Source organism: Thermodesulforhabdaceae bacterium (genome assembly GCA_037482015.1).
Classification (GTDB): Bacteria; Desulfobacterota; Syntrophobacteria; order Syntrophobacterales; family Thermodesulforhabdaceae; genus JAOACS01.
This window is the reverse complement of sequence record JBBFKT010000008.1, coordinates 49,738-65,489: the sequence shown is the minus strand read 5'-3', so window position 1 is coordinate 65,489 and position 15,752 is coordinate 49,738. Positions and strand designations below refer to the sequence as shown.

Here is a 15,752-nt window from a genome sequence, read left to right as displayed (position 1 = left end):
CCAGGCCTTCAATTAAACTGTTTGTGTTGTTTATCTAGGAGGAGAGGCACTGTAGAGGAAATCACAGCGGTCAATTCGAATATCCGGCTTGTCCGATCCAGGGGCAACTATTGTAAAATCAAGAGACAGGTGTTCCCCCAGGTTATATGGTTCCGAATAAAGTGATAGCTGATAAGAAAACTTAAGGGATATGTGGATTCCTTCCTGGTCCATTGTAATGATTTTCTCCTGTAAACGATGGAATTTTTCTTGGTATTCTGAATGGGGAAATAAGAATGGAACAAGTTCATCACCTACTTGCAGCTTTATAGCATCCCGAAAAATACCGAATGCTTCCTGGTGAGCCACCCGGGCAATCTGTTTTGCTGTTTCCAGTCCGCCGACGGCATCAATAAATCGCTGCAGTTCTCTCCTCCTTATCTCGGGTGCTATTTCTGAGGGGATACCACCAAAATGTTGACCGTTTACGACATAACCGGAAGGCCTCTCAAAGTCACGAATAAACGATTGGTTAAGGCTTTGAAGGATATCTTTAGAATTAATTTCTCCTTCCCCATTCGTTAGATCTTCCTTCAATTTACTATGAATCTTACTCTTAATGTCCTCAAGATTTATGGTTCTTTCAGGTGGGAACATACTGGAGATCGGTTCTCCCAGGATGAATATGTTTTCACCTATATCCCTTCTTATATCTTCCAGCCTTCTAAAACTCAGAAGCTGGTGACTATATTTTCTCAAATGAGCATAATATTCACTGCCGCTTATGCTGGCGGATACATTTATTCCTGTGTTGGTAGCAATGGTTCCAATGAGCTCAAGATATTTCTTATCCAGTTTTTCCCTGGAATCACTGACATCAATTGTTTGGCAGAGAAGTTCAATAATGGTATGCATTCTACGTATAGTACTTGCCGAAGCAGCCCACGCCGTTTCATTTTCACTGATGTCCGGGGGATTTAGTAACATTTCAGTAAAAGCTTGACGCATCCGGCCAAAGGGATGTGAGGAGAGTAAAAGCTTTAACTGTTTTTTTTGTTCTTCCGAAGTCAGCTTTAAAGCATAATCCACGGCCTCTGCGTAGATCTCGCCTAAAGTTGGGGCATCACCTTTTCGTTCTGTCGCCAAGGATAGCCTGGTAAGATGTCTTAAAAAGTCTACTACATCATGCTGAGATGGTTTTTGGGGGTTTCGAACTGCCAGTAAAGAGGCAAGAGCTTCTTTCATGATACTTCTTGCGAGCCTTTCGGTGGAAGCTCTATCCTCCTGTGTGCCGGCTTCACCCTCTACAATTTCATCTTCGTTAAGGACGATTTCCTGACCTATTCTGACATCCAAATGATCATACCTCAACTTAAGGTGATTTTCAAATTGCTTGAGAAGATCCATTGTTTTTTGGTCAATAGAAGGGTTCTTAAGGGCTTCATCTATATTAGCAACAATCGTTCTTATACCCCGGGACGAAGAAAGAGGGTTGTCACGCTCGAGAGTGTCTGCAAGTTGTGTCTTTCCCTCTTGTCTAAATTGAGATATAAGCCTTCTGAAACTCTTACTTACTTCCGTAGGTATTCTTTCTTTTCTTGATTCGCTGCTGTTTGCAAACAAGAAGTCGGAGAATTCTCTCAAATGAGTTCCAATGTAACCGCGAGCATGACTCAGAAATTGTCCCACATCTCTCCACCTCAATGGACGATCTCTTACGGGGGCTTCACTTCTGTTGGCGCCAAAATTAAACAGGCGGGAGCCCCCAGTTTCCATCTTGAGAAAGAGACGATCTCCGAGACCTGTCATCTCTCCAAAAAGAAGAGTTCTATTACCGTAAGGAAGGGGAAGATCTATACGACGGAAGTGACCGCCCTCACTGGCTTGCTGAAATTCCGTTATGTGGGAGGATATTCGGGAATCCGGACATGAAGTAAGAAAATTTTTGAGTTTGTGCTCAGGATCTTCGATACTGAAGGCCCCTTCAGAAAATCCCGGCCCTTTTTCCATAGCCTTTGCCATGAGAAAAGTCATGAGGTTTCTTACATCCTCAGGGGTGGCATTTCTATGTATCGTTCCCTCCTGGATCCCTTTCCAGAGTTCATAGCCTTTGTTAATGCGATCCTGGATTATAAGGGGCATATTCCTTGTGGCTTCCGCCCGCCGGCTTCTGGGGATGTCTTTCAGTTCCTGCTCTACCATTCTGAAGTCAATCTCAATGAATCTCTTAGAAGGTGGTATCACGGCGCCGAATGTTCGAGGCACGGGGGACCTTGCAGGAAGCCTTTCCTCCCATAGTCTGACCACCCGCTCGTGAGCCTCCCTGGCAGTAGCCATAGTCTGGATTTTCCGGCGTCCTATTGCCTGCTGCCCCTGGGTCCCCAGTTGCTCAAGGGGAGGAGGGGCCTGCGATGTTGATGCAGGACCTCTTGTGCTGGATTCACCCACAGCAGTCTGTGGAATATTACCTGTTCCTGTCCAAAATTTTATCCAAGAAGTCTTCATGATTTATCCTCCATTTCCCCTTCAGACTCGAAACAAGGGATTGTTACTATCCCCCTGGCCGTCTTCAGGCTGAAATTGTCCCATTCTATCTCTCCAGTAAAGGGCGGCATTTATGAGATTTTCCAGAGGTTCTTCTATCCAGGCGGGGTTTTCAACGGGAAGAGGGAAAAACTGGAAAAGAGCCACCAGGTTTTCCTCAGGATCTATAGATAAGGTGCCACCTCCCGTATAAGATCCCATGTAATTGCCACAGAGCATTTCATAAGGCAGTTCTGTGTTGGATTTATCAATGGGGCCCATGTAGATAGTCACAAGAAGGGCACTATCTTCTTCAGAGACGAAGAAGGTACAAATAACATCCTTTTCTACCACAAAGGATACCACATTACTCTCATCAAAACTCAGCCCCTTTCCTCCTATAGCTTTGTCAATGTGGTTAAGGATCTCTTGAGCATTTTCTCTGATGTCCATTTCATATCCTTTCTTTGTCTGTTTAAACATGGATGGCCTGATGAGCCATCTGGTCCTGGGTTTGTATAATGTTCATAATGACATCAATACCTCTCTGGTATGCTTCCATCTACAAGCCCTCCGATAGCTCCTACAGCAAGACCGGCTCCAGCACTGGCGGCTATCATGATAGCCATAACAACTACCTGATAGACGATAAGAGATGCCCCCATGGCCGCTTCCTTCCCTGGAGGTAAGGTGGTTTCCTGAGGTATCGGGATAGGAAATCCTCAGGAAAACACCTCCAGGCCTTCAATTAAGCTGTTTGGGTTGTTTCTTCAGAAGGAGAGGCACTGTAGAGGAAATCACAGCGGTCAATTCGAATATCCGGATTTTTCGATCCAGGGGCAACTATTGTAAAATCAAGAGACAGATGTTCCCCCAGGTTATATGGTTCCACATAAGATGATAGCTGAGAAGCAAACTTAAAGGATATGTGAATTCCTTCCTGGTCCACTGTAATGATTCTCTCCTGCGAAGGACGGGCCGTTCCATCTTCGCTGGTTATTAATTGGTGTCCCATATGGCCAAGTAAGCGTGGAGCAAGTTCATCACCTACTTGCGACTTTATAGCCTCCCGAAAAATACCGAATGCTCCCTGGTGAGACACCCGGGCAATCTGTTTTGCTTTTTCCAGTCCGCCGACGGCATCAATAAATCGCTGCAGTTCTCTCCTCCTTACCTCGTCTGGTGTTCCTGAGGGGAGGTTACCACCAAAGTGTTGACCGTTTACGACATAACCGGGGGGCCTCTCAAAGTCAGCAATAAACCATCGGTTAAGGCTTTGAAGGATATCTTCAGAATTACTTTCTCCTTCCTCATTCGCTAGATCTTTCTTCAATTCACTATGAATCTTACTCTTAATGCCTTCAAGATTTATGGGTCTTTCAGATGGAAGCATACTGGAGATCGGTTCTCCCAGGATGAATATGTTTTCACCTATATCCTTTCTTATATCTTCCAGGCTTCTAAAACCCAGAAGCTGATTCTCATATTCTCTTAAACGAGCGTATTTAATGCCGCTTATGTTGGTGGCTACATTTATTCCTGTGTTGGCAGCAATGGTTCCAACGAGTTTAAGGAGGTTAAGAGATCGCTTATCCGGTTTTTCATTGGGAACTTGAACACCACTTTTTTCGTACAGCATGTCAACAAGAGCATACATTTTAGATATAGTACTTCCCGAAGTCTCCCACTCCGTTTTATTTTCACTGATTTCCGGGGGATTCATTAATGTTTCATTAACAGCTTGAAACATCCGTCTAAAGGGGGGTGAGGAAAGTACAAGCTTTAACCGTTCTTTTTGTTCTTCTGAAGCCAGTCTTAGGGTATCTTCTATGGCCTCATGGTAGATACTCGAGTAATCGTCGACATCAACAATTTTTCGTGCCGTCGTCAAGGATAGCCTAGTAAGGTGTCTTAAAAAGTCTACTACATCATGCTGAGACGGTTTTTTGGGGTTTCGAACTGCCAGCAAAGAGGCAAAAGCTTCTTTCATGATACTCCTTGCAAGCCTTTCGGTGGAAGCTCTATCCTCCTGTGTACCAGGCTCACTCTCCACAATCTCATCTCTGTTAAGGACAATTTCCTGACCTATTCTGACATCCAAATGATCATACCTAAACTCAAGGTGAGCTATAAATTTCTTGAGAAGGTTCTCTGTGTTTTCGTCAATAAGAGGATCCTGAAGGGCTTGCCCTATATTATAAACAATCGTTCTTATACCCCGAGACGAAGAAAGGGGGTTGTCACGCTCGAGAGTGTCTGCAAGTTCTGTCTTTCCATCTTGTCTAAGTTGAGATATAAGTTTTTTGAAGCTGTTACTTACTTCCGTAGGTATTCTTTCTTTTCTTGATTCGCTGCTGTTTGCAAACAAGAAACCCCTGGAGCGTTTTCTCAAGAAGGTCTTGAGGTAGCCGCTAGCATGACTCAGAAATTGTCCCGCATCTCTCCACCTCAATGGACGATCTCTTACGGGGGCTTCACTTCTGTTGGCGCCAAAATTAAACAAGCGACAGCCCGAAGTTTCCATCTTGAGAAAGAGACGATCTCTCAAAAGACCTAGACCTGTCATCTCTCCAAAAAGAAGAGTTCTATTACCGTAGGGAAGGGGAAGATCTATGCCGAAGTGACCGCCCCCACTGGCTTGCTGAAATTCCGTTATGTGAGAGGATCTCCGGTGATAAACCTCCGGACATGAGGTAAGAAAATTTTTGAGCTTGTGCTCAGGATCTTCGATGCTAAAGGCCCCTTCAGAAAATCCCGGCCCTTTTTCCATAGCCTTTGCCATGAGAAAAGTCATGAGGTTTCTTACATCCTCAGGGGTGGCATTTCTATGTATCGTTCCCTCCTGGATCCCTTTCCAGAGTTCATAGCCTTTGTTAATGCGATCCTGGATTATAAGGGGCATATTCCTTGTGGCTTCCGCCCGCCGGCTTCTGGGGATGTCTTTCAGTTCCTGCTCTACCATTCTGAAGTCAATTTCAATGGATCTCTCAGAAGGTGGTATCATGGCGGCTAATGTTCGTGGCACCAGGGGCTTTGCAGCAAGTCTCTGCTCCCATCGGCTGATCACCTCCTCATGAGCCTCCCTGGCAGTGGAGATGAGATCACCCAGGGTCCGGAGGCTCCGCTGTCCTATGGCCTGCTGACCTTGGGTCCTCAGGGGATCAAGGGGATGGGAGGTAGCCTGCGATGTTGATGCAGGACCTGTTTCCTCCACAGCAGTCTGTTGAGCACCAACTGTTTCTCTCCCTAGAATCTTCATGATTTATCCTCCCTTTCCCCTTCAGACTCGAAACAAGGGATTGTTACTATCCCCCTCGCCGTCTTCAGGCTGAAATTGTCCCATTCTATCTCTCCAGTAAAGGGCGGCATTTATGAGATTTTCCAGAGGTTCTTCTATCCAGGCGGGGTTTTCAACGGGAAGAGGGAAAAACTGGAAAAGAGCCACCAGGTTTTCCTCAGGATCTATAGATAAGGTGCCACCTCCCGTATAAGATCCCATGTAATTGCCACAGAGCATTTCATAAAGCAGTTCTGTGTTGGATTTATCAATGGGGCCCATGTAGATAGTCACAAGAAGGGCACTATCTTCTTCAGAGACGAAGAAGGTACAAATAACATCCTTTTCTACCACAAAGGATGCCACATTACTCTCATCAAAACTCAGCCCCTTTCCTCCTATAGCTTTGTCAATGTGGTTAAGGATCTCTTGAGCATTTTCTCTGATGTCCATTTCATATCCTTTCTTTGTCTGTTTAAACATGGATGGCCTGATGAGCCATCTGGTCCTGGGTTTGTATAATGTTCATAATGACATCAATACCTCTCTGGTATGCTTCCATGATTTCCTTGAGATCGTCTTCCTGTTCCTCCAGCTTTTGCTGAAGTTTTTTCAGAAAGGCATTGATTGTTTGCGCATTGGCTTCGTGATCGGCGGCGTCCTTTTCGTTAATAGCCTGTCCTAAGGATACACCTGCCTGGCCAACCTGTGCAAGACCCTGAGCAACGGCAATACCTACCCTGATCGCATTTATTGCAAAATTTGCTGCTGTTTGAGCAGATGTTGACGCTACCTGGGCTCCTGTTGAAGCGGCCGTAGCGGCTGCCTGGGCTCCTGCTCCTACAGCGGAGGAAGCAGCGCCAACGCCACCACCTACAAGTCCTCCGATAAATCCTACAGCAAGACCGGCTCCAGCACTGGCGGCTATCATGATAGCCATAACAACTACCTGATAGACGATAAGAGATGTCCACATGGCCGCTTCCTTGCTCATGCCCATCTCTTCGAACTTGCTAGCCATCCAGTCCATGATAGCCTTTGCAGCTCCTGTTTCTTGAAGGGTCTGCGCCACGAGCCCTACAACACCTCCGGCAATGAGGGAGGCTCCAATACTCAGAAGGGCAATACCTGCGGCAGCTCCCACACCGGTGGCAAGGACCACTGCACCTGCTATGGCGAGGGCTGCTCCAGTAACAACCATCAAAGCTGGAATGGCCCAGCCAAGTATTTTCCCTATAGTGCCCCAGGTATTGGCCTTGTGCATGGCTTCAGCGGCTTCTTCCAACTGTTTAATTCTTTCCTGAGTTTTTTGCTGCTGATCGGCCCTGTTTTTCTCGATGTTTGTTTTTGCAATGCCCGTAAGGGATTCATTTATTTGACTTTTTATGCTTGCAAGCATGTTTGCCACATCGAGGACAGAAACCCCCGGCAGGGTGAGAGACGGTTTGTCCGTCTCGTCACTTCCAGTGCCAGCTCCTATTGAAGGGTCCTGATCAATTAAAGTGAGAAGTTTTTTCGATGCCTCTGCCACATAGCTATCATATTCTGTGGCTTCCGTTGTCATGGTGGTGCTTCCTATGGAGGCACCTTTTACATTATCTACCATTGCTTTTTGTCCTTTCTTGCTTTGGTTTATAAGTTATTAAGTCTTTCTCGCCATTGCTGGACCTGATGAACGATTTCCTCCATTGTCCTGCTGAAGGAGTTGATATTCAAATCTACTGCCGGCATTGCCATTGAGAGAACAATTACATTTTGCTCCGTGTCAATACCGATGGTTCCTCCTCCAGGGGCGAAATTTACCGTGTTGGCCTCAAGAAGGGTTTCGTAAAGAGAAAGCCTTTCTCCTTCTCCAGGTAGATCTCCCAGGTAAGCGTATAGAAAAAGGGTTTCCCTTTCTTCGTCTATCTCAAGGTTTATGCCCGTATCGTTGATGAAAAGACAGCAATATCCTCTTTCGTCCAGACTTAACCCCTCGATGCCTGCCTCTTCGCCAAATTCCTTCAGGACTCCACCTGTTCTTTCCGCAATCATTGATGTTGACCTCCTCTAATTTTCCCAAGCCATTCGGGGAAAATATTCCTCATAATCGAGTTATAAATCTCACTTTGAGCATTTTCGAAAAGCGATGGATCTTTCGGATTCTCCCTCATTTTTCTTTCAATTTCAGAACGAATTGTCGAGGAGATATTAATGGTCATTGACCTTGACTTTGGTATAGAGTCGAAGAAATTATTGCCCTCAGAGGTATCTTTTCTTATGAATTTTTCTACTATTTCTTTTTCCTTACGAATTGTCGAGGAGATATTAATGGTCTCTGATCTGGATCTGTCTTCAATGTCACTGGGTAAAAATCTACCAGGAGTATCTTCTTTTATGAATTTTTCTACTATTTCTTTTGCCTTCTTTTCCCTTTCGCTTTCCGGAAGACGCTTAAATTCTTCAACCTCTCTCCAGAAGAGAAGATTCTCATCATTACGCTGCAGTATAGCATAACTTAGAAGACTATCAAATCCAAGCCTGGAAGTTAGAACGGAATTCAAGTCCTCCACACTATAGATATTTTCACTCTGGAGGATGACTGCTATATCTTTGGGGATATCCTGAAGACTTTGCATATTGAGTCGAGTTGCCGTGGCTTCTCTAATTTCATCATCTCTCTTTCCAAGAAGGTGACCTGATTGAATGATCATACCACTTAGGATCCCATACATTATGGCTGCCCTCTCTTTTCCGCCAGAGGCACTCGGAACATCACCGAATGATATGGCCCTCAGGGTAGCTATCAGTTTTAGACCTTCTGTAGAGGAAAAGAATTTGTAGATGTTTTCAGCTTTCTCTCGACTTGAGGGTGTCGTTTGCATAGCAAGTTGAATACACTTGCTTACAAGGCTTATAATGTCAGTTCCAGGGATTGTTTTATTGCTTTTTCCAGTTTGTTCCAGAGCAAGGGAAACCTTTTTAGAAAGCTCTCCCAGAGCCCTGATAATATGTTCTGCTGAAGGGGGAGGATCATGCTTCAAGAGGCTGGCCAGCTTGGTGGCTTCTTCTCTTGCGGTAGGCGCATTCATAAAGAAGTCGAGATGTTCCCTTGTGATGTCTTCTTGTGACATGACCAATTCTCTCAAAATGGTTTCTTCTGGTTCGCTGAGGTTTTTTGTCTTTATGTAGTCAAGAAGTTCTTTTTTGGCCTTCAGAAACTCTTCTATTTTTCTTCTTGCTACACTTTCAGCCTCTTTCCTTGAGATAACCCTGGGCGGTGTTCCCTGAAGTTGTTCTATAGCTTCCATTATTTCCTTACTCAGACGGGCATGAGCAAGAGAGTTTGAGGGTAATTGTATCCCCTGTTTGAGTTTGATTTCCTCAACGCAGTCATCAAAACCAACAAATGCAGCATGGTGAGCTATGGTGTGATTGAATTTCCTGATAGCCTTTTCTTGCGCTTCGTTAGCCCTCGTAATTTCACGGATAGTTCTGGCCGAAAGAGGCTTTGCACCGGTGAGATCAATGTTTCTCAAAATACAGCGATCGCCATACCGTTCCTTAAGGGCTTTCACAAAGGATTGGAGAACCTGACGATTTTCTTCCATAACAACTGTTCCAGGACGCAGTTTAGTTCTTAGCCACGCTATAGTTTTTCCAAATATACCCTTTCCGTAGGTGACGAGTTCCTCTGATCCTGATCCCCTGAGGCGGACATAACCATTCTCCTGAGCGGCCCTGTTAAAGTCACCTATTTTAACCATATTACATTCCTCCTGCCGTTTGTTTCAGTGCCTTTTTCTCATACCCTTAAAGTGTTATCGTAAGACAACGAAGTTTCGGATGGAATTTCTCCTGACATTTCTTCTATGCGAAGTTTCCAGTGGTAAGACACATTAATAAAATGCTCCATCTGTTCAAAAAATCTGGAGGTAGTTAGATCTGTAGTGGGAATTCGATAGAAAAGGGTTGCCACCCTTGTAGCCTTACTCAAGCCGATGGTAGCGCCACCGGTCTGCCTGAATAAAAAGTTTGCTTCGAGAAGGGTTTCCAGGAGCTTTTCACTGGATGCTGGTATTTCTCCTATAAAAGAAAAGCACTCAATACATTTCTCTTCCGGGTTGTCCTGAATGACCACAAGCATATCATCTACTATAAAGCTTTCACTTCCATGGGAATCTTTAAGGGTCTTCGTAAGACCTATCCCTCTTATAAACTCTTCAATAACAAAACTGCTCTCAAGTCTTTCCATGGCTTTTTCCCTTTTGAAAGTTATACCCTTGACGCATGGTCCATGGCCTGCTGCTGAAGTTCCATGATTGTTTTCAATTTCTCCAGAACACCCTGCATGACTTCTTGAAGGGACTGGATCTGTTCTCCTTCTTTCTGAGCCTGAAACTGATGATCTTCCGACCGGGCTTCATGGATTTTCTGCTCTTCCTGGGATTCCGATTGGGCATACTGAGTGATGCCGCCTACTAGCTGAGCGGAAGACCCCGCCATTTGAGTGCTCACCTGGCTCAGAGCCCCCCATCTGGCGGCAGACATTGCAGATTTGCGAACAGATGCGCTAACAGCTTCTGTAACGGCTTCCTGCGTCCGCGCAGTTTCTGTGACAGCCTCCTGCGTACTTGGAGTTTCTGCGACGCCCTTTGTAGTGCTAGTGGTAGTAGTGGTAGCTTCTGTGGCAGCCTTTGGCGTAGTGGCTTCTGTGACACTCTTTTGCGTAGTAGCAGTTTCTGTAGCGCCTGTTTGCATACGCATATCCTTGCCAAGCTGTGATTTTGCGGACTTTAAGGATGCCAGAACGGAAAGAACGCTTGTGACAACTGCCACGGCAAAGCCCACAATGGCGCCCACAAGAGCTTTCATGCCAGCTTCTTTAATCTTTTCCGCCGCTTGCATCATCTCGCTCATCTGGGCCTGATGTTCCGCTTCCCGGCTTTGCCTGTTCGCACTCTTCATTTCCTTAAGGGCTTGCATCAAAAGGGCCATTAACTGAAAGAGTGAGTCCACCTTGCTTGAGAAAGCATCATAGGTTCCCTGATAATCTAGAGAATCTGTTAAAGGGGGATCCAGATCAGGTTTCAGTTTGGTCTTGTTATCATCTCCTTCAAGGATAATGTCACCACTTTCTGTGAGGGTAAGCCCCTGGAGCCTTCCGGGACCTTCTGTATCGCTCATCTCCTGTAAATATGTTTGAAGGACAGAGCTGTCCTGTACTCTAACCGTAATGTCACCCATCTTTATTTCTCCTTAATTTTACAACAGTAATTGTTTTGACTTTGCTTCCCTTTAAGATCTAAGGGGTTTTCTGCTCCTTTACTTTTAATTCTATGATTTCTTTGAAGGCCTGGGCTTTAGCAAAAACTTTCTTGTATTGAGGCTTGTTTTTGCTGAAATCTGAAGCCATTGTAAAGGCTTTAAGGGCTTCCTCCTTATCCCCAAGACCCAGGTAGCATTCACCTGCGTGGAGATGGGGAACAGGATCCTCCGGCTTCGAGGTTATCGCTGCCACAGCGTAAGCATTCAAGGCGTTATTGAAGTCTTTTAGCATCTGAAGGGATGCTCCCAGGCCCATCCAGTATTTACTTACGAAGGGGTTCATCATGCCGAGCCAGGTAAAGACCTCCACGGCATCCTTATACTTGCCCCCCTGATAAAGGTTAAAGGCTATGGCGTAAATGGCCTCCATTTGCTCATCCGAAAAACCCTTTACCTCTTGAAGGGTGGTCTCCCCTTTTACTACGGCGGTGACGATGTCTATCATCTGCTCTTCACTTAGATCCTTAACGGGTATCATTTCAACCATTGTTTTTCCTTTCTTGATTATTTAAAAATTCAGGATCTTCGGAAAGAACGGGGACCCGCCGTATCTGGAGATAACCCCGGCCTGTAGCTTTTACTGTATGAGATAATTACCAACTCTGACTTACTCTATAGTTAGAGTCCTTACAGCAACCGTTCTTTCGAAGATCTCGACAATAACTTCAGCCTCTTTTTCCTTTTCTTACTAAAGGTTTCGGATGAGGGATTCCTTGGAGTCGGCCGCCTTTTTCATGATTGTAGAAGCCATTTCAAGGGCCTGGTTTCTCTTGTTCATGAGGCTCTGAAGACTGAGCATATCGAGTTCGATACCGCTGTTCTTATTTTGAATGATATTGTTTATACTTGTAATAATTGTATCCCACTTGTTGTTGAGTTCGTCGTCTTTTAATCCTGAGCTCCATGACCAGGTTACACCGTTTTTTGTCAAAAATGTTGCTAATTCACCTTGAGGTCCACTCTGATTCTTATCAGCTTTTGCTTGTTGTGCCAGTTCCAGCATCTTTCTGGCATAGGCAAGATCGCTTTGCTTGGATTGAATGTTTTTCATAGCGGTCTTCAGTTGATCATCCAGATTTTTGGTCTGCATGATGGCGAAAATGAAAGCAAGATCATCTATAGGCAATGTTTGCGTCTCCGTTACGATTGCTTGTGTTCCTCCCGTAGTCCCGGGACCAGTTACTTCTGGCATAACATCATTCCTCCTTTTTATGCTTTTTATGTAAATTTCTGCTGGGTTGTAGACATTACCTTTTACTTCCATAATTGTTTTATCCTTTCTTATGCTCGCTGATTTTATTTAAATCCGTATTCCTTTTACCCTGGGAGCTGACCTGGCCGGTGGGGTTTCCACAGACCCCATCTGATTCAGGGTCTCTTCCATCTGGGCTTTTACTTTCTCAAATTGAGCCCTTTCCTCAGGCCCCAGTCTCTTTTCAAAGTTTTCAATTTTCTCTTCGGTTACGCCTAACTCTTTGAGCATCTCCTCCTTTTTCTTTAAACCTTCCTCAAACTGTTCTTGAAGTTCTTCGAAACGCTTCTCAAGCTCCAGGGATTTCTTAACTGCGTCTTCCATTGACACCCCCTTCTGGCTTTAAGTGTTCTTACTCAGGGTTTAATCATTCCATTAAATATACTTTTCTGACTGAACCCGGTCTCGTAAGACCTGAGCATTTTTTTACTTAAAAATTTCCTCCAGCTTTCTCCATGGTTTATGAATGCTTCCACCTTTTCACCAACCTGATAGGGAGAAAGGATTTCACAGTTCAAAAACTCCTGAAGTATTATCTGATCTTCTCGAAGGACACACCAGGGATAATCTTTATGGGCGGCGAAGACATTTCTTTTAAGAAGAGAACGCAAGACCTCCTCTTTTTCTTCCTCAGGCAGAAGACCAATCTCCATCTCCATCCAGATACCATCCCTTCTTGCCCTGTCGTTGAAAAGAACCACCAGATCGTCGTCAAAGACCAGTTGTTTTAATCCTTCCCTGCCTTCACCAAACCCATCCACATTGAAATGTCTGGCTATAAGCTCCAGGGTCTGCCTTACATCCATGGTGTTTCCTCCTTTTCAAAACCCTTCAACAATTCCTTTGAGCAATAGCTGTGCCAGCTTGAATAACAGATCAGGGCTTCTTCTAATGTATATCTTTACCGATCCTTTCGAGGCTGGTTATCTTAAACTTATGCCAACTTACCTGGCAGTGCTTTGCAAATTGCTGCCAACTTTCTAGGCTATAGTGATCCTTCCAAGGGGCTGAAGGGAAATGTCTGGTGTGAGTTCCTGATAGGAAAGGACGGGGAGCTCCTCTAGGTCTGTTTCAATAAGTTTTCTCACATAGCGCCTTACATCCATTGAGGTAAGTAGCACCGGCCGCATGGTTTTCCCCGTAATGGTTCCTACCTCCCTTTTAATACTTTGCCCGATGGCTTTCGCCTTGGAGGGATCAAGAGCCAGATAACTTCCTCCAGATGTCTGGCGCACAGCCTGTCGTATTGTCTCCTCTATCTGGGGATCCAGTATATAAACCGCCAGAAGATTCTTCCCGCCGCTATATTTGTAGCTGATCTGGCGACGAAGACTGCTTCTGACATATTCTGTTAGAAGAACCACATCTTTTTCCTTAGGTCCCCATTCAACAAGGGCCTCCAGGATAGTTCTGAGATCTCGTATGGAAATCTGTTCCTGAACCAGCCTTCTGAATATCTCGCTCATTTTCTGAAGGGGAAGCACCCTAGAGGCTTCTTTTACGAGCTCAGGGAAGGTCTTTTCCATTTTTTCCAGTAAAGTCTTGGTTTCTTGAAGACCGATAAACTCCCCTGCATACTTTTTAAGGATCAGGGTGAGGTGAAAACTGATGATTCGGGAGCCTTCCATAAAAGGTAAACCGCTATTTAAAAGGGTTTCCCTGTATTGAGGAGACACCCAGATGGTATCACAGACAGGAAGAAATTTTTCTTCCTGTTCGTAAGGAATGGCAAGGTTTTCCAAGATATCGGTCTTTTCCTGGAAAAATAGGCCCTCTCGCCGGATCCTCCCGGACCCTACAGGAATTTCTTGTAAGAAAATTATATAGTTTCCTTCTGAGAGATTTTCATTGAAGCGAAGATGAACCCCTGGAAAGGGAACACCTAAGTCGTGATAGAGGGCTAACCTGATTCGAGCGAGCTCACCGTTAAATTCGCCAGGGTCAAGAAAGGTCTCGGTGGTTGAGTCAATGTCTATAAGAAGAGGAATAGTAATAGAAAACTCTTCCCTTGGCTGGGCGCTTGAGGGCTGCTTCTTTTTAGCTCTCATGACCTGGGCCTGAAAGGTGGGTTCCCTGTCATCCTTTTTTTTGACCGACCTGAAAAGACCATAGCCGATACTTCCAACGGCTAACCCGAGAAGGACAAACTGAATCTTCGGAAAACCAGGGATAAGAGCAAATCCAAGGAGCATGCCTCCCGCAATAAGAAGGGCTTTGGGTTGAGAAAGCATTTGCTGTCCGATGTCCCTTCCAAGGTTGGCCTGTTCTTCGTCGGAAGAGACGCGGGTTACCACCACCCCGGAGGTGATGGAAATTAGAAGGGCCGGAATCTGACTCACAAGGCCATCTCCGATGGTTAGAATGGAGTAAGTCTGAACGGCCTTCATGAGGGGCATACCCTTTTGAAGGACGCCAATGATGAGTCCCCCTATAATGTTGATAGCCGTAATGATAAGACCTGCAATGGCGTCACCCTTTACAAACTTCATGGCTCCGTCCATGGCACCGAAGAGCTGGCTCTCTTTCTCCAGACTTCTTCGTCTTTGCCTTGCCTCATCCAGGTCTATGAGGCCTGCTCTCATGTCAGAGTCAATGCTCATTTGCTTTCCAGGCATGGCATCAAGGGTAAACCGGGCTGCCACTTCCGACACCCTCTCGGCGCCCTTTGTGATTACGAGAAACTGCACAATGGTAATAATAAGAAAGATCACGGCTCCTACCACATAGTTTCCCGCCACAACAAAGTGACCAAAGGTGTAGATGATCTGACCGGCATGGGCCTTGAGCAGAATAAGACGGGTAGTGGTTATGTTTAAGGCAAGCCTGTAAAGGGTGGTAAAGAGAAGAAGGGAAGGGAAGGTGGACAGGTGAAGTGCCGAAGGAATATACATGGCCACAAGAAGAAGAGCCGCGGAAATGCACAGGTTCGTTGCAAGAAGGGTATCCAGAAGAAAGGGCGGAATGGGTAAAATCATAAGGCCTATGATGGCAATGACAAGAACAGCCAGGGCAAGATCGGCAAATCGCGTTATCTGAGACGCTGATTTCTGGAATAACGTAGAGTCAAACTTCATACCCCTTCACCCCTTTCTGAAGTCATCTCTCTTCTGGCTTCTTCTAACTTTCCCATCTGTCGTAGTATTCTTCCTTTCAGCATCCTTGCGACTTTCCGTTCTTCTTCCTGGTTGCTCCGTTCTAACCACTTATCTACATACTCAAGGGCCTGAGGGAGTTTCCCTGTTTCTAAATAGGCCAGACCGAGACCCTTAAAGACGCCAGGATCTTCTGGTATGACTTCTCGCAGGAGTTCATAAATAACGCTTGCTTTTTCCCACTTTCCATACCTTAAGAAAACAAAGGCAATGACCTTAAGGTATTCTATTTCTTCATCTTTTAATGTATCTGCCATTCTTT

The 15,752-nt window shown here is 45.3% G+C and carries 16 protein-coding genes; all 16 read right to left on the bottom strand.

Annotated elements, in window-relative coordinates; translation table 11 throughout:
* Positions 1-30: 30 nt before the first annotated feature.
* A complete protein-coding gene (locus WHS38_09525; protein MEJ5301214.1) occupies positions 31-2,484 on the bottom strand; it encodes a hypothetical protein in 2,454 nt (817 codons plus the stop codon).
* 21 nt (positions 2,485-2,505) lie between these two features.
* Positions 2,506-2,955, bottom strand: a complete 450-nt coding sequence (locus WHS38_09520; GenBank protein MEJ5301213.1) for a type III secretion system chaperone — start codon at positions 2,953-2,955, stop codon at positions 2,506-2,508.
* An 83-nt stretch (positions 2,956-3,038) separates the two neighbouring features.
* Positions 3,039-3,167 carry a hypothetical protein gene (locus WHS38_09515; protein MEJ5301212.1) on the bottom strand — a complete coding sequence of 43 codons (129 nt, stop codon included), beginning with the start codon at positions 3,165-3,167 and terminating at the stop codon, positions 3,039-3,041.
* An 83-nt stretch (positions 3,168-3,250) separates the two neighbouring features.
* Complete coding sequence (locus WHS38_09510) at positions 3,251-5,761, bottom strand: hypothetical protein (GenBank protein ID MEJ5301211.1); 2,511 nt, start codon at positions 5,759-5,761, stop codon at positions 3,251-3,253.
* Between the two features lie 21 nt (positions 5,762-5,782).
* Entirely contained in the window at positions 5,783-6,232 is a 450-nt protein-coding gene (locus WHS38_09505) for a type III secretion system chaperone (GenBank protein MEJ5301210.1), read from the bottom strand.
* 22 nt (positions 6,233-6,254) lie between these two features.
* Positions 6,255-7,385 (bottom strand): type III secretion system translocon subunit SctE, encoded by a 1,131-nt coding sequence (gene sctE, locus WHS38_09500; protein ID MEJ5301209.1) that lies wholly within the window; start codon positions 7,383-7,385, stop codon positions 6,255-6,257.
* A 26-nt stretch (positions 7,386-7,411) separates the two neighbouring features.
* On the bottom strand, positions 7,412-7,813 hold the full coding sequence (locus tag WHS38_09495; protein ID MEJ5301208.1) for a type III secretion system chaperone: 402 nt from the start codon (positions 7,811-7,813) through the stop codon (positions 7,412-7,414).
* Positions 7,810-9,525 carry a regulator of G-protein signaling domain-containing protein gene (locus tag WHS38_09490; GenBank protein MEJ5301207.1) on the bottom strand — a complete coding sequence of 572 codons (1,716 nt, stop codon included), beginning with the start codon at positions 9,523-9,525 and terminating at the stop codon, positions 7,810-7,812. The genes WHS38_09495 and WHS38_09490 overlap by 4 nt, the downstream gene beginning before the upstream one ends.
* Positions 9,526-9,563: 38 nt before the next feature.
* Positions 9,564-10,013, bottom strand: a complete 450-nt coding sequence (locus WHS38_09485) for a type III secretion system chaperone (GenBank protein ID MEJ5301206.1) — start codon at positions 10,011-10,013, stop codon at positions 9,564-9,566.
* A gap of 20 nt (positions 10,014-10,033) precedes the next feature.
* Positions 10,034-11,005, bottom strand: coding sequence for a type III secretion system translocon subunit SctB (sctB, locus tag WHS38_09480; GenBank protein ID MEJ5301205.1), 972 nt, complete (start codon positions 11,003-11,005; stop codon positions 10,034-10,036).
* Positions 11,006-11,063: 58 nt separating this feature from the next.
* A complete protein-coding gene (locus tag WHS38_09475) occupies positions 11,064-11,573 on the bottom strand; it encodes a SycD/LcrH family type III secretion system chaperone (GenBank protein ID MEJ5301204.1) in 510 nt (169 codons plus the stop codon).
* A 201-nt stretch (positions 11,574-11,774) separates the two neighbouring features.
* Positions 11,775-12,278: a hypothetical protein gene (locus WHS38_09470; protein ID MEJ5301203.1), complete on the bottom strand. Its 504-nt coding sequence runs from the start codon at positions 12,276-12,278 to the stop codon at positions 11,775-11,777.
* Positions 12,279-12,386: 108 nt separating this feature from the next.
* Positions 12,387-12,662: a hypothetical protein gene (locus tag WHS38_09465; protein MEJ5301202.1), complete on the bottom strand. Its 276-nt coding sequence runs from the start codon at positions 12,660-12,662 to the stop codon at positions 12,387-12,389.
* A 32-nt stretch (positions 12,663-12,694) separates the two neighbouring features.
* Positions 12,695-13,144 carry a CesT family type III secretion system chaperone gene (locus WHS38_09460; protein ID MEJ5301201.1) on the bottom strand — a complete coding sequence of 150 codons (450 nt, stop codon included), beginning with the start codon at positions 13,142-13,144 and terminating at the stop codon, positions 12,695-12,697.
* A gap of 174 nt (positions 13,145-13,318) precedes the next feature.
* On the bottom strand, positions 13,319-15,412 hold the full coding sequence (sctV, locus tag WHS38_09455) for a type III secretion system export apparatus subunit SctV (protein ID MEJ5301200.1): 2,094 nt from the start codon (positions 15,410-15,412) through the stop codon (positions 13,319-13,321).
* Complete coding sequence (locus WHS38_09450) at positions 15,409-15,747, bottom strand: tetratricopeptide repeat protein (GenBank protein MEJ5301199.1); 339 nt, start codon at positions 15,745-15,747, stop codon at positions 15,409-15,411. Before WHS38_09450 ends, sctV begins: the two co-directional genes overlap by 4 nt.
* Positions 15,748-15,752: the final 5 nt, after the last annotated feature.